Raw genomic sequence first — 23,399 nt, 5'->3', positions numbered from 1 at the left:
GATTAACGTCATCTATCCTAACATACAGTCAAACCTTGCAACATGCCGATAGCATCTACATAGTAAGCAATCATAGTATTTTTTTATATAAACTATAATTTCTAACAAGAGGTGCAGCAATATGAATAAGGATTTGCTTCAATTATTTTCGTTGACTCATCCTCAACAAAGGATTTGGTACTCTGAATTACTTTATCCAAATACGGGTGTATCGTCGATTTCATTGACAATTAAAATGAAAGGTAATATAAGTCTAGGTGCCTTGCAACAAGCTTTAAATATGATTATTTTCCGGCACGATGCCTTTCGGATTAAATTGACAGCTCAAAATGGCTATCCTCAGCAATATGTGGAGGAATATAGCGAAAAATCATTCGAATGTTTCGATTTTTCAGGTGTTGATGGAGAAGCTAAGGCATTAAAGTGGCTGGACCAGCACAATCGTACACCATTTGAACTTCTACATTCAGAATTGTATCAATTTATCATTTGCAAGATTAGTGACCAAGAATATTGGTACAATGTCAAAATTCATCATATTGTCTGCGACGGAATCTCTGCAAGAATGTTCATCAATCAAGTGAACGAGTACTATTCTCAGATTGCAAATGATGAGCTTCCAGAAATAACAGAGAATTATACTTATTTCGACTTTATACAAACGGAGCAGGACTATGAAAAATCGGATCGCTATCAAAAGGATAAATCGTATTGGGTAGATAAATTTAGCACCTTACCCGAAGTGATAGGGTTTAAATCATATAATCCTCTTACCTTAAGTACTGCTGGAAAAAGAAAAAATATTATCTTAGAAGAGCGTTTGTATTATAACCTGTATGAGTTTTGCAAACAAACAAACAGTAGTATGTTAACAATCTTTATGACTGCGTTGTACATCTACTTGCATAAAAAGACAACACAGAATGATGTTTCAATTGGTACATTCTATGCGAACAAAACAACCAAAAAGGAAAAAGAAATGCTAGGAATGTTCGTTAGTACAGTGCCAACACGGGTATTCGTTGATCCTGAGATGGATTTGCTTTCATTATTGAAAGTTGTATCAAAAGAGCAGGTTTCGATCCTACGCCATCAAAGATTCCCGTACAATCAAATGATGGAAGATTTACGAGAAGCACATCAGCATAAGGACCTTCAACGTCTCTTTGGTGTTTCTGTACAGTACCGTGCTATGAATTATTCGCAGTATGAAAATGTTGAAATTGAAGTTGATGAGAATTTTTGTGGAGACGTCATTAATGATTTTGAAATGAATGTGATTGAATTAGATAATCAAAAAATTCTGTTTCAACTAAATTATCGAGCACAGTTGTTTACAGAAATGGAGATGGAACAACTAATTCAACAGTTCTTTACCATTATTGAAACAATCATTCATCATCCTACATCAAAAATAGCGGACATATCCCTGCTTCGAGAAGAAGAGAAAAATATGATTATATCTGAATTTAATAATACGGTAATGGAATATCCACGCGAAAAGCTGATTCATCAGCTATTTGAAGAACAAGCAGCACGTATACCAGATCAGATAGCTGTCATTTGCGAGGGGGAACAACTTTCTTACCGGGAACTGAATGAAAGAGCAAATCAGTTAGCGCGAAAGCTACGTTCTGAAGGAGTAATAGCTGATCAATTAGTTGGAATCATGGCAGAACGTTCATTAGAGATGATGATTGGAATTTTTGGGATTTTAAAAGCTGGCGGTGCCTATATGCCGATCGACCCGGAATTTCCAGAGGAAAGAATCCGCTACATGCTAGAAGATTCAAAAGCAAAACTACTCTTGGGTCAGAACCATTTGTTGGAGCGAGTTACTTTTTCTGGGAAGATAGTAGATATAAATGACGCTCAAAGCTATCACCAAGATGGTTCGAATTTGGAAGCGATAAATGGTCCGAATCACTTAGCCTATGTTATTTATACATCAGGATCTACAGGGAAGCCTAAAGGAGTTATGATTGAACATCATTCAGTTATAAATCGACTGATGTGGATGCATGCAAAATACCCTATTTCATCCGCTGACACCATTATGCAAAAAACAGCGATTACGTTTGACGTATCAGTATGGGAGCTATTCTGGTGGTCGATGGTGGGCTCCAAAATGTGCCTTTTACCTGTAGGAGGAGAAAAGAACCCTGAGCAAATCTTAGAGACAATAGCCGAACATCGCATTACAACAATGCATTTTGTTCCTGCGATGCTACACGCTTTTCTGGATTATGTTGAACAACAGCCAAGTGAGTTGGTAGAGGAAAAACTCCAGTCTTTACGGCAGGTTTTTGCAAGTGGTGAAGCATTGCCACCACAGCATGTTGATAGATTCCGTCGAGCAGTTTCCTCCGTGTGTGAAGCTAGATTAATCAATTTATACGGACCAACGGAAGCTACTGTCGATGTTACGTATTTTGATTGTGATACAGATGAGGAACTAGCTGCAATTCCGATTGGTAAACCTATATATAATACCCAACTTTACATCGTCCAGGCTAATTCTGAGAACCTTCAACCAATTGGGATAGCAGGTGAGTTATGCATTGCTGGTGTTGGTCTAGCAAGAGGGTACTTGAATCGACCGGAGCTTACGGAAGAGAAATTTGTGAAAAATCCGTTTGTCGCGGGAGAACGAATGTATAGAACAGGGGACTTAGCAAGGTGGCTACCAGATGGAAATATTGAATATTTGGGCCGAATTGATGATCAAGTAAAAATCCGTGGGGTTAGGATCGAACTTGGTGAGATTGAGTCACAAATGCGTAAGCTTGATGGTCTAAGAGAAGTAGTCGTTGTAGCGAAGCAAGATCAAGCGAAGGAAAAATTCCTCTGCGCATATATGGTTACGGATAGAGAGGTAAGCATAGCGGAAATACGTGCCCATTTAGCAGCTAAACTACCGATCGCGATGATTCCTTCTACGTTTATTTCACTTGAGGCGATGCCATTAACTGCAAATGGAAAAATTGACAAGCGATCGTTACCAGATCCAGACAATTCTTTGCTTAACACAGAATATGTGGCTCCTCGAACACAATTGGAAGTACAACTTGCTACTGTCTGGCAACAAGTTTTAGGTATTGATCGAGTTGGATGTAAGGACGATTTCTTCGCATTAGGTGGACATTCCTTACGTGCTATGATGGTTATATCTCAAATGCATAAAGAGTATCAAATGGATATTCCTTTACGTGTCCTATTTGAAAAACCAACGATCGAAGAAATAGCCCAATACTTGGAGAGCGAGCGTATGAAGCAGATCATTTCTATCCGACCTGCTACAAAGCAAGATTACTATCCGGTTTCAGCAGCACAACGAAGAATGTTTATTCTTAACCAGTTTGATGGGATAGATATCAGCTATAACATGCCTTCTATCATGCTACTGGAAGGAAAACTTGATCTGGTAAAACTAGAAACCGCTTTTAAAGGTTTAATCAACCGTCATGAGAGCTTACGTACATCCTTCGAGTTAGTAAATGGTTCTCCTATACAGAAAATCCATTCAGTAGTTGATTTTGAAGTCGATTATCAGGTAACTATTGAAGAAGAGCTGGAAGAAATCATTGATGAGTTTATCAAACCATTCCAGTTAAATATGGCACCATTGCTTCGCGTCAAGCTTGTTCAAACCCGATTGGATCGTTATTTGTTACTAGTAGATACGCATCACATTATTTCTGATGGAGTATCATCTGGGATCATCATCAGCGAATTGGTGGAATTGTATCAAGGGAATACGTTACCGGAGCTTACGATTCAATATAAGGATTTTTCTGAATGGCAACATGAACAGTCTCAGACGGATTTGTATAAAAAACAGGAAGACCACTGGGTTCAAACATTTGCAGATGAAATTCCTGTGTTAAATCTACCGACAGATTTTCCGAGACCAAATACACAAAGCTTTGACGGAGATGTAATCACAAGAGGAACTGGCAAAGAGCTTATGGAAGGCTTGTACAAGATAGCTGCAGACACAGGAACCACACTTTATATGGTCTTGTTAGCCGCATATAATGTACTTCTTTCCAAATATTCTGGTCAAGAAGATCTGATTGTGGGTACACCGGTTACAGGTCGATCGCATGTTGATTTACAGAGCACTGTTGGGATGTTTGTCAATACATTGGCCATGCGAAATAAACCAGCTAGATCAAAATCATTTAGAGAGTTTTTAATAGAAGTAAAACTAAATGCATTACAAGCTTATGAGAATCAGGATTATCCATTTGAAGAGCTAGTGGAGAAACTGGAGCTACAAAGCGATGTAAGCAGAAATCCAATGTTTGATACCATGTTTACTCTCCAAAACAGAGGGGAAGATTCTATTGAATTAGATGAGCTACGGTTTATTACCTATGAAGGGGAAAATAAATGGAAACACTCTAAATTCGATATCACCTTTATCGCTACAGAAGAAAGAGATCAAATCATGATTGGTGTGGAATACTGCACCAAATTGTACCGTCAGGAAACAATAGAACGCTTGACGACAAATTTCCTTCAGATTATAAAAGCGATCGTAGATAATCCTGAAGTGAAGCTAGCTACTATCGAAATATTGACGAATGCAGAAAAAAATCAGCTTTTACAAGAGTTTAATAACACAAAAAGAAACTATCAGCAAGATACAACGATTCATCAGCTTTTTGAAGAACAGGTAAGAAAAACACCAGATCAAGTAGCACTTATTTGGAACAAGCAGAAAGTAACATATCAAAAGCTAAATGAAAAAGCCAATCAATTAGCGCGTACATTACGCAATAAAGGAGTCGTTGCTAATCAGCTAGTAGCGATTATGGCACAACGTTCCGTTGAAATGATTATTGGCGTATTGGGAATCTTGAAAGCTGGGGCGGCGTATGTTCCTATTGATCCAGCTTATCCTACTGAACGTATTGAATATGTCTTAGAAGATAGCGGTGCTGTTCTTTTACTGACCCAGTCGCATTTGTTCAATGGATTAGCAGTTAATATGGTGAGGCTAGATTTAGATGAGGAGCAAAATTATGTAGTTGATGGAACCAATCTCACAGTTGTGAACCAACCAACTGACTTGGCATATGTAATCTATACTTCAGGTACAACTGGTAAACCAAAAGGTGTCATGATTGAACATCATTCCATCGTGAACTGCCTGCAATGGAGAAGAGACGAGTATGCATTTAATCCAAAGGATAAAGCTCTGCAGATTTTCTCATTTGCTTTTGATGGATTTGTAGCTAGTTTGTTTGCTCCTATGCTTGGAGGGGCCACTTCGATCTTGCCAAGGGAAGAAGAGTCAAAAGATCCATTTGCACTACGAAAATTGATCGCCTCTGAATCAATCACTCATTACTATGGTGTTCCAAGTCTGTTTAATGCAATTGTGGATAGCGCTACAGCAGAGGATTTACACCAATTACGTTGTGTCACTCTTGGAGGAGAAAAATTATCACCACAAATTGTCCAAAAGATTAAACAAAAAAATCCTGCTATTGAGATTAACAATGAGTATGGACCTACGGAGAATAGTGTAGTTACGACGATCCAAAGAGCAATTGGAGTAGATCAAGCGATTACAATTGGTCGACCGCTAGCCAATGTAACTGTCTATATTGTTAATAATGAGCATCATTTACAGCCTATAGGAGTAGTAGGGGAGTTATGCATAGCAGGTCGTGGACTGGGTAGAGGTTATTTAAATCGACCAGAATTAACAGAAGAGAAGTTCGTTGCTAATCCATTTGTACCTGGGGAGCGCATGTATAAAACGGGTGATTTGGCCAAGTGGCGTCCAGATGGCACGATAGAATATGTTGGTCGGGTAGATGAACAAGTCAAAGTACGAGGTTTCCGAATTGAGATAGGAGAGATCGAATCTACCATTCTTCAGTATCAAGGTGTTGGGGAGGTAGTGGTTACTTCTCAAGAGGATCAACATGCACAGCAATATTTATGTGCTTACTTTGTAGCTGAAAAGGAAGTTGTACTGGCTGATCTGAGAAAATTTGTTTCCAAGGAACTCCCAGCCTACATGGTTCCTACCTACTTCGTACAGCTTTTAGAACTACCTACTACTGCTAACGGAAAAGTAGATAAGAGAGCATTGCCAAAGCCTCAGAACGTTGGCGTTGCAGCAAAAGAATATATTGCCCCTAGAAACATGGTAGAGGAACAATTGGCTGCTATTTGGCAAGAAGTATTAGAAGTAGAGAAAATTGGCATCACCGATCATTTCTTTGAAATCGGGGGACATTCCTTAAAAGCGATGCTTCTCATATCAAAGGTGTATGAGTACATGCAGGAAGAGTTGCCGTTGCATCTCGTATTCCAGCATCCAACGATTGAAAAAATGGCAGAGTTTATTTTGCATAAGCAGTACGAGCAAAACGCGGGTTACCCGATTCTACTAAATAAAGAAACAAATCGACCTGTATTTAGCTTTACACCGATTGCAGCCCACAGTACCTTCTATCAAAAGCTTGCTGAAGAAGTCCACGACATTTCTTTATATAGCTTTGACTTCATAGAAGAAGACAATCGCATTGAGCAGTACGTCAATGCAATTACTCAGATCGATTCTGAGGGGCCGTATACTTTGATGGGGTATTCCTCTGGCGGTAACTTAGCTTTTGAAGTAGCTAAAGTATTGGAAAACCAAGGAAGACAGGTGTCCAGCATTATTTTATTTGACTCCTATTGGAAGGATAAAACAATTGAACAAACGGCTACTGAAGCAAGAAAAGAAATTGGAGCCTATTTTAAAAAAATAGCAGAAAATAACGAGCTGTTTAATATGAAAAAAGAGGATCTAGAGCAGTTCATAACTAACGATTTTATCAAACAAAGTTTTTTTCAAAACATGTTCAGTTATCTGATGTTCCATAATCAATTGGTAAATGAAGGTAATATAAAGGCCGCTATTCATCTCATCCAAGCAGAATGCGAGCAAGGAAACGTAACAGCCTATGAGGCTGAAAAATGGAATGAGGAAGTGTGGGCACGGGCATCTGAACGATTTATAAACTATCGTGGCTATGGAGATCATCCGAGGATGCTTAGCGGAGAACAAGTTACTAAAAATGGCTCCATACTCAAAGAGATTCTCGAAGCGAGTTTTGCTCTGAAGTAAATAAGTTACCTTAGAGGCAGACCACATGCCAGGTATGAAAGGAGCAACTGCTAAATTTGATTCAGTGAACATGCTACCGTGTATATGGTTGATTACACTCCGACAACTGGCGGAGAACCAGTGAAAAATCATAAATGGGTAACAAAGAGTGAACTTTCAACTAAATAAAAGTTTGAACAATAGGGTTAGAAAATAAAGAAGCAATTCTTGATGGATTGCTTCTTTTATTTGTCCTATATTAAGGCGTATATTCAGCACATGGAGCGCGAAGAGGAATAGAAAATCAAAGAAATTTGTTACGATCCATACAATGCAACTCAATTCGCTGCTAATATGGAAGCAGAAGGCTATACCATGATTGAAATTAGGTAAGGGGTGCGTACTCTATCAGAGCCGACTAAGAATTTTAGAGAAATGGTCTTAGAAAAGGAGGTTCTAATGACAAGAACCCTGTCCTGGAATGGTCAATTGGAAACGCAGTTACCAAGATGGATGCCCAAGAAAATATTGGTCTTTTCTTTTGCAAGGGGGCGATCTGGTTTTTGACAAAGGAGAACTTGCAATGGGGTTGACAAGGGATATCTTCAAACTGGGTGGAACGATTTTGAAGTTAAGGCAGGCTCAGCATGATAGAGAGTGGTAGTAGTACGCATAAAGTGACAGCATACTTACAAGCTGATACGGAGTTTTACGATACAGTACGAGTCTGGGATCAATACAACAACGTAGTTTAGTAATAGACAATACCTTAAAACATATAAAGCTCCAACAGCTACTCCATTATCACCTGTAGGTAGTAGGGACAAACCAGGAGGCGCCAGTTTAGCACCTATCCTAAAATGGGATTACTATGATCCTCAAGGTTTTAATCAATACTCTTTTGAGATAAGTATTGCCGTAACAGATCTGTTCGAACAATTTTACAATTACAATCAGCAGATAATGCTGTGGCTTTTAAAAAAATTGATTTAAAATAAAGATGGAGTAAAATGATATGATTTTGATGCCAAAGTATAATGGAATGCTCAAAAGTAAAAAATCAATATTAACTGAACTAATAGAAAGGAAGAGAAGAAAATGATTAATAAAGTCGGTCAAATTATGTTATATGTAAATAACCAAGATGAGGCATTACAATTTTGGACAGAAAAAGTAGGGTTTAGCGTAGTTTCTGAAGAAGATAATGGTCAAGGGTTAAGATGGATTGAAATTGCTCCAACAAATGAGGCAGGAACGAGTATCATTCTCCACAATAAGGAATTAATTGCTAAAATGCAGCCTGAATTAAATCTTAATACACCTTCGCTGATGTTTTTCTCGGAAGATCTCGATAAGTTATATAAAGACTTTTCAGATAAAAAAATTACAGTCGGGGAAATTGTAAGTATGCCTTCTGGTAGAGTGTTTAACTTTGCTGATAAAGAAAAAAATTACTTTGCAGTCATGGAAAAAAAGTAAATCATAAAATTATAGAAGAAAACATCAAAAGTCGTTTGGATGTGAGTGAACAATATACACCGTCAGTTATCAATCAAGCTTTTTTATAAAAATCGAGCCATCATTTATAAGTGAGGAATCCATTTTGATCAATCTTTTTTTAAAATGGATTCTTTTATTTTGGTGTAAAATGCAGGTTTCCGCGCATATTTTGATCAAACTGTTTGGGTTGATAATAAATGTGGAACTGTTTATTAAGTAATATCTGGAGAGAAAACTCTGGAGCAGGTGCCTAAACAACTAATAGATAAAGACCTGAAGTGAAACGACAACTAACTGTACTGGGATATGAGGATTTAGCCAAGTAACGCCTTCTCGATCAGAGAGGGGTTTTTTCATTCATGGGGAGCTGATAGGCTCCCTTTTCATTTTTGCTCCTAGGGGGGTGATAAGGAGAGGGAAAAGCATGGAAGAGAGTGTAATGAACGCATTCCTTCAACAGGGGCCGTTCGCTGCTCTGTTTGTTTGGCTGTTTTTCTCTACAAAAAAGGAAGGAAGAGAGCGCGAGGCCCAACTAGTAAAACAGGCTCAGACACGCGAAGCCAAACTCATGGAGCATAACGAGCGAATGGCAATTCAATTAGAACGTAATACCACTACATTGCAACAGATCGAGCGCAGTCCAAATGGCTTAGAAAATAAATTACAAGAACTTAAAGAAAAGGTGGGCTAATGATGATAGAAATTGGTTTAGTAATTGCAGTCGTAATGGCGTCAGGAGCATGGTTGAAAACACGGAGCTGGTCCCCAAAATGATTACATTCCTTTAGCTATTGTTGTGATGGCAATAGCCTATAATGCAATAAACGCTTTTTTGTTCAAGGGGAGATTTACTCGAAGCTGGCAAGATAGCTTTTATTGAGGCAACGGCTGCCATTGGGATTCATTCAGGAGTTAAAAATTCGTTTCAGAAGGGAGATGTGGAGCAATGAAACCACAGGATTTTATAGATAAGATAGCACCTAGTGCTGTAGCTGACATGAAGAAAACGAAGATACCTGCATCTCTTACGATCGCTCAGGCTATCCTTGAATCAGCTTGGGGAGAAAGTGGACTAACTAAACGAGGAAACAATCTCTTTGGTATCAAAGGAACAGGCCCAGCAGGCGTTTGCGCTATGCCTACAAAGGAGAATTACAACGGTCAATGGACAACTATCACGGCTAATTTCAGAGCTTACAACAACTGGGGAGAGTCTATTGCAGACCATTCAAAGCTAATTCTAAACGGTACAAGAGACAAGCCTACACGCTATCATGGCGTTTTAGGTGCTGATTATAAAACTGCTTGCCATGCTATTCACAAGGGAGGATATGCCACTGATCCGGGGTATCCAGGTAAGCTTATCGGATTGATTGAAAAGTATGGTTTAGCTAAATATGACAAGGAGGAACCAACAGTGAAACCAGAGGTAGCGAACGAAATTATTAGCCATTTACAAGGACAATGGGCTTTTTACAATCAAATGGGGATGAAGGATAAAGCTGTGAGGATTGGGCAATTGGCTGATGAGTTGAGAGTTGCTAGTGGACAAATAAGAAAAAATTAATAAAAACAAGTTTAAAGAGCGTGTTAGTTACGTTTTGGCAAAAGTAATAATATTTTTTAAAAAAACCCTAAGATATAGGGGCTTTTGAACCCTTCAATTAATCACTTATCAGCTCACAAAAGCTTTATTCCATAATCTATTGTAAATGAAATCCATAAACAAATTACCATTTTTGTTTGATAGTGTTTTTAATCGTAAACTAATCCCATGAAATTTCTAAGCTGCCGTCTGGACCTTTTACTGAAGCAGTAACATTAATTGTTAGGACAGCCACACTACCATAAAAGTTTCGATCTAAACTATAAGTCCAAGACTTTTTAGTACTTTTAGTCCAACCACTAGAATATGTTTCGTCAACAGTTTTACCAACAATTGTGCCACTAGTACCCACGGCACCGTATCCTATAATTCGAACGTCTGTGTTATAGTCAGTTGGTTCTCCGCTACTTACTTTAGTAGTGATATCCCCATCAATAGTATTATGCCAAATACCTAATGCTGTATAGAGCTTACCTTTTATCGAAGCATCGAAAAAATCGTTGGATTCAAAACCTTTGACTCTATATGTTTTTTCACTATCAGTAATAGCTCTCTTTTGTCTTTGTTTACCTTCAGTTGAAGAAGTATTGGTAATCACTCTTGTTCCATGTTCCTTAATAAAATCCAGATCTTTGCCAACAATAGCTTCACCAATCTCATATTTATTAGCGATATCAATAAGTTTTTGATTAATGGCATCTTCACTTGCTACTGAATAGTGCGAGTTTGTAGGAAGAGATGCTTCTGCAGCAAAAGCATTTCCAGTTAATAAAGTTAGAGATAAAGCAAAAACGGATAAAGACGGTAAAAGTTTTTTCAAGATGACTTCCTCCCTAGATAAAATAAATATTAACAAAAAATATAATATATACAAAAATATTATTTGTAAATAAAAAGAATAAATTCCGCAAAATAACAATGATTTTAATTTAAAGCTTTACTTTTCGTTGATGGTGGTAATAGAGTTATTAAATGTGGTAATAAAGTTATTAAATGGATAACAAGGAGTGAAGTATCAATGTCTGTTGGAGATGCAGGGTGGTCTGTTGGATATGCAGGGGTTATAATTCTTATCCTAGCTATTGTAGGGATTATTTTACTTATCAAAAATCTGAATAAGAAAAAATAGCCTAAGCTGACTCACTAAGTAACAGGATGCAAAGCTGTAGTAGTAATGAAACTAGAAAGATTGAGTCCAATTATAGCTATGTAATAAGCGTCCGAACCCCAAAATTCGGGCGTTTATTTCCTGTTTACAGCGATTAGCGTTTTTTCGATACTAAAGGTATGATCTAGCTAATTTTAATGGACAATGACTGGATGAGCTGAGGATTGCTAGTGGATAGGAACCGCAGAATAAATAACTACAAAACACTCCTTAATCGGGAGGTTTTTTATTCTTTTTCTTGACAATCATCTCTGTAACCATTTTGCTTATTTTGGTGAAATTTTGCAACCAAAGCATTAGTTATTTAAACAACTTACCAATCACCTTAAATATAACAAACGTAGTCCTGTTATAAACTTTATTATAAGCATGCTTCTTAGGATTTCTGAGCCATCCCCAGCCTCTCGGAATTTTCAGCCCAACTCGAAGCACTAACTCTCTTATTAGGCTTGTCCTAGCTACTACACGCTTTATGAAACTTGGTTTACGCATTCCAAACTTCATAGCAACCACCTTTTTTTCTTCAATAAAGGTACATGCTCTCAGTTCGATAAGCAACATTCGACATAACAAATCTTTATTTTCGCAAAAAAAATCGTATGTCACGGATATTCTGAACATACGATTTTCTGCCAACCACTCCAAAGAATTTTCTCAAATTCTACTTGGTAATTTGTTCTGTTTCTTCATTCAAAATATTATTAACCATTTCTAACGAGAGCCAGAACATCGCAAATCAATTCCTCTAAATTACTTTACTTTTCATTCGGTGTTCAGTAAGAAATTCTTAAGTATGCAAAGTCCTTTCTCCAATTCATCAGCATCCTTGGCAGATGTCAACGAGATACGAATAAACTGATCAGATTCATCTTTTTTGACCAAAAAACGATGGGAATGATACACATGAATACCATGTGCCAAAGCGTTCTGTTCAAACTGTTTCAGTTGATACCTTTGGCGCAACGGAAGCCAACGAAAGAAACTCAAAGGGTTTTCGTTAGATTTTTTTTGAAAATATTGTTGATAGAGAAGATTACGTTCTTTGGCAATTTCTCTCTTTTGAGTAATAATCTTCTCTGCACAACCAGTATTGATCAACTCTGTTATAACTTCTGCATTTAATGCGGAGGTCTTTATATTGATATTGAAAATTCCGTGAGTGATTTTTTCAGCAAACTGATTGGCGTAGGCTAAAAATCCAACTCGTATGCCTGAGCTTAGTGATTTAGAGATACTTAAACTATAAACAAAGCGTTCCGGTACAAAGTGTGAAATAGGTAAGTAACCTTGTGGAGCAAGGAAAGAAAATATGTCATCTTCCATTAGTATAAGGTTGTGTTTCTTTATGACCTTTGCTATATCCCTTCTTCGATTCATATCCATAGTAACAGCAGTCGGATTATTACACGAAGGAATTAAATAGATTCCCTGCAAATGATTTGTTATGCATACGGTATCTAACCGTTCTGGTATCATCCCAAAGATATCTCCTTCTACTGGAACTAAATGAATATTAAGCATATTTGCCAATTCTATAAAATTAGGGTAGGTATACGTATCTACCGCAATTTTATCCCCGGGATTAAACAGGGACATTAAAATCAGCGTAAGGGAATTTTGTCCCCCAGAAGTTATCGAAATATTTTCAACAGATACATCCATGTTAAAGCGCTCCATCCACTTTTTGGCTGCCATTCTATGATAAGGCATGCCTAACGGATGTCTGTAATCCAATAATTTTTCCAAATAATTTTTAGTGACGATGCTTTTAATTGTTTCTGCTACGAATGCATTTGAGCAATCAAGTGGTTCTATAACTCCCATCTCTATTACATTCTTTTTCTCTTCACTATCTGCTTTAAAAATAGCATTTCCCACATTAGGAGCGACAAAGGTTCCACTTCCGGTAACAGCGTAAATTAATCCTTTAACTTCACATATTTTAAAAGCTCTGGTTACCGTACTTAGATTAATATCAAGATAATCTGCTAGTTCTCTTTGAGGAGGAAGTTTGGTATTAGGTGTGAGATAGCCATTGAGAATATCATATTCTAATAAACTTGCAATGGATCGGTATATTGGAGAAACAAGCTGCTTCTTATCTGGTTTCCATGTCATTGGGTAATTTTCAAATGAATTTACAGGCATATTAAACCTCCTGATAATTGTCTTGCATACAATTCTATCATTGAAAGCATACAATTGCGATGGTAAAGTAATTTGTAAGTTTTAGATAAAAACAAGGAGGTTATTAGTAATGAAATATTACGTGGTAGACGCGTTTGCTGAAAAATTGTTTGAAGGAAATCCTGCGGGTGTCTGTATCATGAAGGAATGGCTGCCAGATAACACTATGCAGAAGATCGCTACTGAAAACAACCTTTCTGAAACAGCATTTGCTGTCAAAGAGGGAGATATAGACAATTATCGTTTAAGATGGTTTACACCAGGAGGGGAAATTGATCTTTGTGGACATGCTACTCTAGCGACTGCGTATGTAATCACTAACTATTATGAAAAAGAACTAGAAAAAATCAGATTTCAAACAATGAGCGGAGAACTGGTTGTTTTGAAAAATTGCAATCTTTATGAATTGGATTTTCCGAGTATTGAAGTTGAGGAATATATGCTGACAGAACAGATGGTGGAAGCACTTGGTGTAAAGCCTATTGAAACATATATAGGGAGAGATTTGGTGTTTGTACTCGAAAATGAAGAAGCGGTGCTTAATTTATCCCCTGATTTTGCTAAATTAGCACAATTTCCAGAAGGACTTGCAGTTTTTGTGACTGCAAAAGGAAAAGCGGTTGATTTTGTATCCAGAGCTTTTTGGCCAAAGTTACAGGTAAACGAAGATCCAGTTTGTGGCTCAGCGCATTGTAGTTTAACTCCTTTTTGGGCAAAACGACTAGGAAAAAACGAAATGATTGCTAGACAGCTTTCTAAACGTGGTGGAACACTATACTGTAAATTTATCGGGGAAAGAGTAAAAATTAGTGGTTCTGCTGTTTTATATTCTATCGCTGACCTTCAGATAAATTGTTAAGGATTGAGAAAGTATTGTAGAAATAGAACGAAAAATTAAATAATTAGGTATTACACTTGCCTCTCAGTTGTTGTATAACGTGTTTGGTATCTTAGGTCAGCATGCTCGTACAGCTGTTGGTGTCAATCAGCTTCCGATGGATATTACAATCGAAATTGACTTGTAACGAAATTCATCTTTCCAGAGCTAGCCGAGTTTTGTTTACAGGATATCTTACTTCACGTCAGTATGACTACGTATTAACAATTAGCTGGTGGAAAGAAACGAAAGAGGGCAGAGGTTTATAGAATCAGCTTAGGGATGGATAGATAAATTTGATTCAACGTTTAAACATATTCAAGTGAAAGAATGATGAGGATTTTTGATGGATACCTGTTGAGAATGTGGTAAATATAGAAGCGTAAGCAGTGCACCTGTGGGGCAGGGATACAGCAAACACCCCACCATTGATAATCTGGCGGGGTGTTGCATTTGGCATCAATAGCCTAGCGCTTGGCGTTTGTTTTCGCAACCTTCTGCTTTGGATTTAATTTCAAAACGGGCAAAGGAATTAGTCCAAAAAACTCGCGAAAAAATCTCCACCCTGTGCCCTTCATTTCGATTTTCGTACCTTCATAAAAAGTGCCCGTTAAATTGAAAAATTAAGACTTCGATTGAGTTTCCCATTCTTTGAAGTAATTCATTAGTTCTTGATGATATGCTCTATTTGTATTCATGATTTCGCAACCTCTATCGTCATAAAGATGGAAAATACAATTTGTATTGATGTTTACTAAGAATACATCAGGCTCATAAAAACTACCTTTTTTTCTTAAACGAGGCTGTAATTCATAAAAATCTTTATGAATCAAGGTTTTTAATAACCACTCTAATTTTAAGTCAGATACTTTACAAAACAATTCCATCTGCTGCACAAACTCATTATCTTCATCATCCTGCCAATAATATTCATGAAGACGTAATGAATATTTTAGCTTTTGATTTTTAACATAACGTTTAAAAAAGTTTGGATATGCTGTTTTTTTTGTTTCATTCGGATATGAGTTCACAACAACAATGACATCATCCTTTTGTTGAAATAACAAGGAAGTAATTTCAGAAACTTGCTCATACACCCTATAAAACATATCCATATTAAGTTGACCATTGCGATCTAATTGATATATATGATCGCCTAATTCAACATGGATTCCTAGTCCCCAAAGATGATAAAAATCAGGCATTAACTTTAAATTATGATAATGCTCTTCCATAAATTTCTTTAACTCCATATATACCACCTTAATTATTGATTGCTTCCCTTTTCTTAAAGATCCGTTACTTGAACTACTCCCCACTTACTTCGTGGAAGTGGGAGATTCCTAAGTACGGAAACCTTTTGATTTCTAATGATTAGGTTATCCCCGTGTCCCTACGGTTAGAAGTCGTATCGCTTTATTTTTTAGGTTTAAACCTGCATTAAGCTCTCTGGCGTGATGTGTACCACAAGATGGGCAATTCCAATCACGAAGGTTGAGATTCTTAACGTCTTTGTTTTGGTAGCCATAGCAGGAGCATAATTGAGAACTTGCAAAAGTTTTTACTAATTCTTTTTTCAATTGAGTCAACCCGACAGAGCACGCATTGTATGTAACGCTTTCTCTCCAAAATCCTTTCTTACTAACAAGACTCTTCCTTTAAAAATCAATTCTAACTTATCGATTTCTCCAAATTCTGTCAAGAAAAAATCCGTGTGATCTTACAATCTGAGTTATTGTTTGATGAGATTTCAGATGCATATGTAACAACATCAAATTCTTTTTCAAAACATTTATGGTTCGGTAAAGCAAAGACTTCGATTCATTAAATTCATTATCATCTGGGGTAGCGTCAGGAAATTGCCGTTAACTTAACTTTTATGTGACAATCACTGTTAAATCAATGGCTCACATTGTTTAAATGTATTCAAAGTAGTTTTAGCTTGTTTTGTTCGCTGATAATAAAGTATTGGACTGACCTCAAAAACAAACATAGCGACAATCCATGGACCATAAAAATAAAGTCCTAGACTGCAACTGTTTTATTAAGCTGATGTTTACCGTTAGTTTAATAAAAGTCAGCAAACAAAAAGAATCAATTTTGAAAAAAGATTGAACAAAATTGATTCTACAATATCGGATGGAAATGTAATACAAGAAGTTTGATCATTAGGATGGGTTTTGTTGAACTACATTTGTGGTGCTTCCATACCAAATTTTGCCCATTCCTCTTTTGAAGGGCCATAAATTCCTGGAACAGTTAATCCTGCCTGTCGCATAAGAACCGTCATTTGTCCTCGATGGTGGCTTTGATGTTGAATCAAAAACATTAATAGTGAACCATTCGGCATCTGTTGACCTATAAATTCGATGCGTTCTTGTAGTGTATGGTCAGTCCATTCTTCTTTTAATGCCTGTACAAAAGCATTGCTAGCTTGATGATAACTGTCTGCTATAAACTGAGCCGTAGTAGGAACGGGATAATCTTCGGCTGGGGCATCAAACGTTAAGTTTGTATTTGAAGTAATAATGCGAATGGCAGCAACGGTATGCCAAGCAATACGTCCTAAAGTCCAACTTTGTGAAGTTATTTCCTGTTTAAGTGATTCATCAGTTAGATTACGCAGTAGTTTCTGTGTAGCAGCAGCTTCGAACTCCCAAGATTTTAAAAAATGGTCTAAGGTTTGGAACATAAAAAAATCCCCCTAAAAATGTTTGTTTAATTCTTCTATTTTTAATAACGTTACAAGATAGATTTGAATTTTTAACAGATTAATTGAAATATTCTATAAAATCTACACTAAATCCTTCTTACGCTAATCTCTCCTGCCCGTCAGGCGTATTACCCCATCGTCAGGCTTCTGAAGTTCGGTAGGAAACTACCACAGCGCGACGGACTTCGGAACCCGAAAGGTGGGCAAAACCAACTATATGTTAAAGGGCTGCTGTGATATGGGTGAGGAGCAAGTGAATAGTTCAAATGGTTTGAGTTTCAAAGTGAATCTAGATTTGGCAGAAGGATTGAAAAGCGTAGAGGAGATAAGACGTTTAGCGGAAGCAACTACTATATTGTTGTATACCGTTTGAACGAACTTACAAGCGAGTAACGGGATTAGTCGAATCAGATTTGAGCTTGTCTTTAACTAAGGAATTGCGGGATGAAGTAGCAAGGCGTCCTGTAGGCAAGGAACCCATTTATATTCGTTCGCCACAGGCTACTGCAAGCTAATCGTTGATCATTATGGGATAGGGCAAGCAGAGACTATAGAGGTACTGGGCCAGCACATATTTTGATTAATCAGGACAGGTAGTATTTAGCTTTATCAGATGGTCCTGTGATTGAGAAGAAGGAGTGAGGCAAAATGAAATGAACAAAGTTCTGATTGGAGATGGTGAACGGGGGAAACGGGGCGATCCACGTAATGCTACTGATCTTTGCAAAAGAGGTGGCTATTCAAAATCACAAGGATACTGTCTAATCCAATCGCTCTTAGACAAGAGAGCATTAGGCTTTTTAGCGTTGTCCAGCTAGGAAAAAGTGTATGTGGTCAACCCTGACTACTACACAAACGGCAGAGAGGTGTTACCTGAGATTCACCGGTATTTTGAAAATGTAGATAACAAAAAACGGATATTCCCCCGATAGATCAAAAATTCCTAAATCCTATGGGGGAGTATGGCGGAAGGCTGTTTTCTCTTTTCTATATACAGGAATAAATAGATTTTTTTAAAAATTCAGAAATAAATCTAGCCCATGTGGCTCTATGCACCAATCTTGTTTTTGGGGTGTCAATATTCTTAATTCTTAATACTAACACCAGAGAGCAAAAACACGTTATTAGACCAATAAAAACGCAACAAAATAAATGTTTGTAATAATTGGAAGGAAATACCGTATAACTCTAGAATAAGTCCCTTATGTAAAATATTTTAATAGTGTTAGGAGGATTTAAAATTTTTAAAGGTAATTCTATTTTCCTTTCAGTCATCTTGTCGCTATCGATTTTATCTTCTTCTCTAGTATTAGGTCCAGCATCAATTTCGGCAGCAGATCATGGAGGTATCCCAATCAATATTAATAAGGAGCAAAAAGGTGTTCTTCCTGCAATCTGGATAATTGCTGGGCTTTTAACAGCAGGAGCCACTACTTTTACGATCTACACAGTCCACGAAAGAAATTATGATATGGCTGAACGACGCGCTCAAGATTGTAAAGATGCAGGGGGAGTTGCAGACGTAAAAAATACTTTTCCTGGTATTGGATATGATGTCAAATGCAAAATTCCACAATAATTAGTAAGAGGAAAAAAATGTTCTACCCCCTGTTGATTATAATCTTAGTAATTGGTTGCTTTGTTTTCTTAAGCCTTCTTCATGCTAGAAACTACAGATTTGCAGAAGTGCAATCACAGGATTGTAAAGAAGCTGGAGGCATTCCAGAAGTAAGAAATACCTGGGGTGGATTAGGATTTGTAATTACATGTAAAACAAAAGACTTAACATAGATAGTATTTATCACAAAAATCTTTATGCAAGGGTGTAGCTGATGCTACATCCTTTTTCAATATCCAAAATCAGATAGGATGGTTTTACTTATGAACATGATCATGGGAAACACAATGTTCGAAGGAACTCCTGAAGAACTCAACACATTCATAGATCGGCGGAATGTTGTCCATAGTTTGAAATGAGAAAAAGAGAAACCAATTTGTTCCTCATATATAACCGAGGTTGGTAGAAAGATTTACGGCATAAAAAAAGCCTTACCAGTTCTGGACAAGCTCCCTCAAGAAACAATACGATCAAGAGCGTGTTTCTTCCAAAAGTTGGGGCTATGATGACAAGTGGAGAAAGGCAAGGGAGTTATTTCTAGCACAGAATCCATTGTGCGTCCACTGTACAAGTAATAATCGGTTAACGGTAGCTAACGAAGCTCTGGCTCATGCTAGGGCTTTTTGTTTTAGAAGAAATAGGCGACATCTTTACCAATTAGACAAACTCCTCTCTTTTTATTTCGCATATGTTGGAATGGATAAATTTCTTCATGCCTGTGATGAAGGAGAGTAGATATGTATCGATTTGCATCCAATCCAAATCAATTGAACATTGATGGAATCTACAAAACAAATGGGGGAACCACTCTAAAATTTAACACTTATATATACACAAATGTACTACCGCATCAGTATAGGGTTAATGGTTCAGTGTGGTTCAGGCATCAAGATCCTAACAAAGAAGAACCGATAATTTACATTACCGGAGAGTGGTTACAAGCCGGACCATTATTAGCATATTTACGGCGCGGCATTTGGTACTTTAGAGGTAGTCATGTTAATCCAGGCGCTGAAGCAGATTTTTATTTTGATGAGCATAAGAAAAAGGTTAAGGTTGAGGTAAGATTGTTTCGTCATCCACAAGGAGAAAAACAATATACATGGAGAGCAACAAAGATTCGATAGTGTGAGATAAAAAGGTAAACGATTCGATCCACTCAAAGTGATGTATCATGTGTACATGATCAAGCAATGAGTGGCTTTTTGATTAAGTTTTTGAGTGAAAAGGGGCGTAGCTCCCTGTTACGTACCGAACTTAAAATTGAGAAATTAAAAGATAAAAAACACAAAACAGTGGGATTCCATACATCGAGAAGACAGCCCATCCAGCTTTAGCTATGGCAACAAAAATGACCAAAGATCTCGGTATTGATCCGGCCAATATCTCATGACACCAAAAGCCCCTAAGGATAACGGGACACAGGTTCAGGTGAATATAGGTATTTCTGCTGAAGCTGTCAACGCTCTCTTTGCTTACGTTCTTCTGAAAAGGATGACAGTTCGTGAGTGAGCAGAATAATGGCCCTACTATTATCACACCTAAAAAGGTTGATACAGAGGCTTTACAATCTGTGTTGGCCACCGAAAGCGGGTATCTGGAACTGTTAAGCGATCCGGCCATCGAGTTTGATGATTACCAGCGTGACTTCCTGGAGTAAACTGATCGTTTACAAATCTCCTTAAAGGGTAGGCAGTTAGGTTTTTCATTTGTATCAGTAGCTCGTGCTCTGGCGAGATCACAAAACTTTGACGATTCTACTTGCATCATATCGTCATATGTTCTGGATGAATTTGCTTTCTTTGGTAGTTGGGACAGCATCGTCACCGTATACACGTTAGCGGTCCCTGTTCTTACAAGGGTAAAACATGGGTCTCTAACGATCATTAGCACCTCGCTAGGGAAGGTAGGAAAGTTTTACTAAATGGCTCCGAGAAGCGTACAGAGTTTTGAAGCCAGGTAGACATATTTATGTATCTATTGATTGGAACATGTATTCGCTCCTTTATTTGTGGATGCAGCGCGTCGGATTTACGATAAAGAATTGTCTGGTCTGGAACAAAGTACACATGGGCATGGGCTGGCAATATCGCTATCACCCCCATCTTTATTTCTGAATATGTTATCCCATGGAGGTGATGTAAATGAGTAGAGACAAATCGAAAGATAAATATAAGAATGATAATTCAAAGGAAACTATCCCTAAGGAAGAGCATAAACAGGCTTACGCTGATCTGAATGATTTAAATGAAGCGGCAAGCGCGTTTTTTCGAATCCCTGTTTTTTTCAGCCACCAAAACCTGTTTACTCTCGGACCAGCGCAACCCCCATTATCACAGGAGCAACAATTCATCATTCGGATGTTTAAGGAAATCAAGAAGGTGCTTCTTTTTCCTAGAACGTTACCTAATACTGACCAGTACCCTAATACTACCTTAGAAAATATCCGCACCATGATCAACTCAAGTTACGGTACTATAGCGGCCCTATTGAAGCCAACAAAGCCAACAAATCAAGGTGAACCCTATTCTCCCTTCTTACAGATTGAACCTTCCATGGCATTCCAATATGGACTCCCTTTGCTCCTCGTTAAACAAGATACGGTTTCAGCAGGAGGGATTTGGGGTGATGCGGGGCCGCTCTTTCCCTTCACGCCACTGATCTGGCACTCTTCTACTGGTGTAACCGTGAATGATTTTTTTGAGAGTGTCCAGTGGAAGGAAGCATTGCATAATTGGGCAGGGCAAGTGAGAAGCGGTTACTTTATTCAAACATGCCCTGAATTTAAATATACTTGCAATGACTAAACCTTAAGCATTACAGGGGATCATAGATTGGCAGTTACATTGCCTTTCAATCGTCCCATTTTGTTTTTTCTTAAACAAAACCCATTACACCATCCATTTTCTTTTACCATCAGAATTAGTTCTGGAGAAATATCATTTTTTTATTTTTGGAAAATAGTTACCACATTAAGCTGTCGAACCGTCTAAACAAAAAAACTTCCGTCATGTTGGAAGGGTTTAGACACCGAAGCATCTTACTTCAATTTTTCCGTACGAACAGTGAACAGCACTCCACATGCCCGGTAGAAGGACAAAAAATGATTCATCCCATCGAAAAGCCAGTTAAACTTATAGAGAGCATTATTCTGAACAGTAGTCAGGAAGGCGAAACGTTAGCGGATTTCTTTTTAGGATCTGGACCAACAGTAAAAGCGGTGAACAAGCTTGGCCGTTAAAATAACGGGATTTGAAATAGATGAAGTGTATTTTAAATTAGCGAAACAAAGATAATGCGAAAGCCTTCCAACGGTCTAATTTCCGTCAGAGGGCTATTTTGATATAAATGGATCATTTTTTATCTTTTGAGACGAAGCACAAGATACTAATAAATATAGAAGATTTATTTTGAGATATTTATGTCAAATGCTATTATGTTATGCAAATTGTTATGTTTGGTTTACCATATCCCTCATATGATATTGGAGTCAAGTATCTAATACAATTGCGGTTAAACAATGCCTGAACACTAATTTTATTTTTAGATAAAAGAATATTAACCCCTTCTTCTTTGGAACACAGAAAGACCATTTGCCCATGTTTCATATAAAGTAACTAGTGACTGCGTTGGATTATTGAACGATTTAATCGTAACATATATTTTGACGAAAAAAACATTGGGAAAGAAAAGCGAGACCATTAGAACCTTTATTATATGAATCAATTTCATAACTCGTAGCCTCAGAGCCATAAGGGTTTTCAGGAGTTCTAAAAAGTAGTACCTCCCCAAGTTTCACTTACAAACATGTGTAAAAAACTTGATAATCCCTGTAAAAACATAGCTTTTGATGAGCCGATTCGGTCTCTAAAGGAATATGACCAGTCAAAAGTGTTGAGGTATGCCCGGACTTGCTATGACCACATAGCGGGAGAAGTGGGTGTTGGATTGACTGATCGGCTGCTTGAGTTGGGAATGATTGAACGATCCGGTCGAGATTTTGTCATTAGCAAACACGGTTATGACCACTTTGAGCACTTCGGTATCAATGTAGATAACGTACAAAAAGGGCGACGCCATTTTGCTAGGCAATGTCTGGATTGGAGTGAGGGATTTCTGGTGGATGCTGTTGTGGATGTAATTAGTGTAAGAAAAAATGATTAGTGATTAGGGTGTAGTTTTATAAAAAAGATTGAATCAGTTAAAACAAAGTTCGATTATTCAAAATAAAGATTGATAATTTGCAATAAAATTTGATTAAAAACTTATTTTTGCAGAATTTTTTTCCTTTAACTAATAGGCAGGTTAGTTTTACAATAATTCTCAAATTACACTTTACATACACTCACTTTTATGTTAGGTTACTCTATAATAAATTTGACAAAGGGAGGTGCAAGCAATGTTAACTGTTTTTAGAATTCTGTTTGGTAAAAATGTAAAAATTGGTAATGATTTAGCAGACAAAGGGAGTAGTCTGTCCTTTTTTATGCTATACAACCATACAAAAACAGTTATCGGAGCTTTACCTCTATGGCAAATAAATTACAAAGCAATGACTTAGAGTCCTTGTTTATTTATTTGTGCATATTTTAATTAAAGTTCAGCACCGATAATTC

Annotated in this window: 18 protein-coding genes and 4 pseudogenes; 17 read left to right on the top strand and 5 right to left on the bottom strand. The window is 37.4% G+C overall.

Features of this window, described 5'->3' with window-relative positions; translation table 11 throughout:
* Window positions 1–121: 121 nt before the first annotated feature.
* The 6 genes and pseudogenes from GOP56_RS07685 (at window position 122) to GOP56_RS07665 (ending at window position 10,181) form a co-directional block, all read left to right on the top strand.
* The gene (locus GOP56_RS07685) at window positions 122–7,135 is read left to right on the top strand and encodes a non-ribosomal peptide synthetase (protein WP_163245305.1); all 7,014 of its coding nucleotides are present in this window, start codon (window positions 122–124) and stop codon (window positions 7,133–7,135) included.
* A gap of 25 nt (window positions 7,136–7,160) precedes the next feature.
* A pseudogene (locus tag GOP56_RS07680) lies at window positions 7,161–7,303 on the top strand (DUF1541 domain-containing protein).
* Window positions 7,304–7,369: 66 nt separating this feature from the next.
* Window positions 7,370–7,650: pseudogene (locus tag GOP56_RS23870) on the top strand (terminase TerL endonuclease subunit); the annotation flags it as partial.
* A 562-nt stretch (window positions 7,651–8,212) separates the two neighbouring features.
* The gene (locus tag GOP56_RS07675) at window positions 8,213–8,593 is read left to right on the top strand and encodes a VOC family protein (protein WP_163245304.1); all 381 of its coding nucleotides are present in this window, start codon (window positions 8,213–8,215) and stop codon (window positions 8,591–8,593) included.
* Window positions 8,594–9,038: 445 nt separating this feature from the next.
* On the top strand, window positions 9,039–9,305 hold the full coding sequence (locus GOP56_RS07670) for a BhlA/UviB family holin-like peptide (protein WP_163245303.1): 267 nt from the start codon (window positions 9,039–9,041) through the stop codon (window positions 9,303–9,305).
* Between the two features lie 255 nt (window positions 9,306–9,560).
* On the top strand, window positions 9,561–10,181 hold the full coding sequence (locus GOP56_RS07665; protein WP_163245302.1) for a glycoside hydrolase family 73 protein: 621 nt from the start codon (window positions 9,561–9,563) through the stop codon (window positions 10,179–10,181).
* 199 nt (window positions 10,182–10,380) lie between these two features.
* Here GOP56_RS07665 and GOP56_RS07660 read toward each other — a convergent pair whose 3' ends face one another.
* Both GOP56_RS07660 and GOP56_RS07650 read right to left on the bottom strand, forming a co-directional pair.
* Window positions 10,381–11,040 (bottom strand): hypothetical protein, encoded by a 660-nt coding sequence (locus GOP56_RS07660; RefSeq protein WP_163245301.1) that lies wholly within the window; start codon window positions 11,038–11,040, stop codon window positions 10,381–10,383.
* Between the two features lie 1,110 nt (window positions 11,041–12,150).
* Window positions 12,151–13,536, bottom strand: a complete 1,386-nt coding sequence (locus tag GOP56_RS07650) for an aminotransferase-like domain-containing protein (protein WP_163245300.1) — start codon at window positions 13,534–13,536, stop codon at window positions 12,151–12,153.
* Window positions 13,537–13,645: 109 nt separating this feature from the next.
* On the opposite strand from GOP56_RS07650, the gene GOP56_RS07645 reads away from it, so the two are divergent.
* Both GOP56_RS07645 and GOP56_RS23855 read left to right on the top strand, forming a co-directional pair.
* Window positions 13,646–14,434 (top strand): PhzF family phenazine biosynthesis protein, encoded by a 789-nt coding sequence (locus tag GOP56_RS07645; RefSeq protein WP_163245299.1) that lies wholly within the window; start codon window positions 13,646–13,648, stop codon window positions 14,432–14,434.
* Between the two features lie 174 nt (window positions 14,435–14,608).
* A pseudogene (locus tag GOP56_RS23855) lies at window positions 14,609–14,799 on the top strand (hypothetical protein).
* A gap of 276 nt (window positions 14,800–15,075) precedes the next feature.
* Here the strand turns inward: GOP56_RS23855 and GOP56_RS07640 are convergent.
* The 3 genes and pseudogenes from GOP56_RS07640 to GOP56_RS07630 form a co-directional block, all read right to left on the bottom strand.
* Window positions 15,076–15,705 carry a DUF3885 domain-containing protein gene (locus GOP56_RS07640; RefSeq protein ID WP_003344302.1) on the bottom strand — a complete coding sequence of 210 codons (630 nt, stop codon included), beginning with the start codon at window positions 15,703–15,705 and terminating at the stop codon, window positions 15,076–15,078.
* A gap of 126 nt (window positions 15,706–15,831) precedes the next feature.
* Window positions 15,832–16,014 (bottom strand): annotated as a pseudogene (locus GOP56_RS07635) (zinc ribbon domain-containing protein); the annotation flags it as partial.
* A 626-nt stretch (window positions 16,015–16,640) separates the two neighbouring features.
* A complete protein-coding gene (locus GOP56_RS07630; RefSeq protein WP_163245297.1) occupies window positions 16,641–17,144 on the bottom strand; it encodes a DinB family protein in 504 nt (167 codons plus the stop codon).
* A gap of 674 nt (window positions 17,145–17,818) precedes the next feature.
* On the opposite strand from GOP56_RS07630, the gene GOP56_RS23850 reads away from it, so the two are divergent.
* The 9 genes from GOP56_RS23850 (at window position 17,819) to GOP56_RS23330 (ending at window position 23,344) form a co-directional block, all read left to right on the top strand.
* Window positions 17,819–17,983 carry a hypothetical protein gene (locus GOP56_RS23850; RefSeq protein WP_254068667.1) on the top strand — a complete coding sequence of 55 codons (165 nt, stop codon included), beginning with the start codon at window positions 17,819–17,821 and terminating at the stop codon, window positions 17,981–17,983.
* A 404-nt stretch (window positions 17,984–18,387) separates the two neighbouring features.
* Window positions 18,388–18,744, top strand: coding sequence for a hypothetical protein (locus GOP56_RS07620; RefSeq protein ID WP_254068666.1), 357 nt, complete (start codon window positions 18,388–18,390; stop codon window positions 18,742–18,744).
* 776 nt (window positions 18,745–19,520) lie between these two features.
* Complete coding sequence (locus tag GOP56_RS07615) at window positions 19,521–19,910, top strand: hypothetical protein (RefSeq protein WP_163245296.1); 390 nt, start codon at window positions 19,521–19,523, stop codon at window positions 19,908–19,910.
* 377 nt (window positions 19,911–20,287) lie between these two features.
* Window positions 20,288–20,443 carry a hypothetical protein gene (locus GOP56_RS23845; protein ID WP_254068664.1) on the top strand — a complete coding sequence of 52 codons (156 nt, stop codon included), beginning with the start codon at window positions 20,288–20,290 and terminating at the stop codon, window positions 20,441–20,443.
* Between the two features lie 289 nt (window positions 20,444–20,732).
* The gene (locus tag GOP56_RS07605; RefSeq protein ID WP_163245295.1) at window positions 20,733–20,900 is read left to right on the top strand and encodes a site-specific DNA-methyltransferase; all 168 of its coding nucleotides are present in this window, start codon (window positions 20,733–20,735) and stop codon (window positions 20,898–20,900) included.
* Window positions 20,901–20,927: 27 nt separating this feature from the next.
* Window positions 20,928–21,590 carry a hypothetical protein gene (locus GOP56_RS07600; protein WP_163245294.1) on the top strand — a complete coding sequence of 221 codons (663 nt, stop codon included), beginning with the start codon at window positions 20,928–20,930 and terminating at the stop codon, window positions 21,588–21,590.
* Window positions 21,591–21,886: 296 nt separating this feature from the next.
* On the top strand, window positions 21,887–22,024 hold the full coding sequence (locus GOP56_RS07595; protein WP_254068662.1) for a DNA methyltransferase: 138 nt from the start codon (window positions 21,887–21,889) through the stop codon (window positions 22,022–22,024).
* A gap of 695 nt (window positions 22,025–22,719) precedes the next feature.
* Window positions 22,720–22,947: a hypothetical protein gene (locus GOP56_RS07590; protein WP_163245293.1), complete on the top strand. Its 228-nt coding sequence runs from the start codon at window positions 22,720–22,722 to the stop codon at window positions 22,945–22,947.
* A gap of 235 nt (window positions 22,948–23,182) precedes the next feature.
* Window positions 23,183–23,344 carry a hypothetical protein gene (locus GOP56_RS23330; protein ID WP_022586682.1) on the top strand — a complete coding sequence of 54 codons (162 nt, stop codon included), beginning with the start codon at window positions 23,183–23,185 and terminating at the stop codon, window positions 23,342–23,344.
* Window positions 23,345–23,399: the final 55 nt, after the last annotated feature.

The organism is Brevibacillus sp. 7WMA2, from assembly GCF_010748895.1.
Lineage (GTDB): Bacteria > Bacillota > Bacilli > Brevibacillales > Brevibacillaceae > Brevibacillus_B > Brevibacillus_B halotolerans.
The sequence above is the reverse complement of the archived record's forward strand: the minus strand, read 5'-3'. Positions and strand labels throughout refer to the sequence as shown.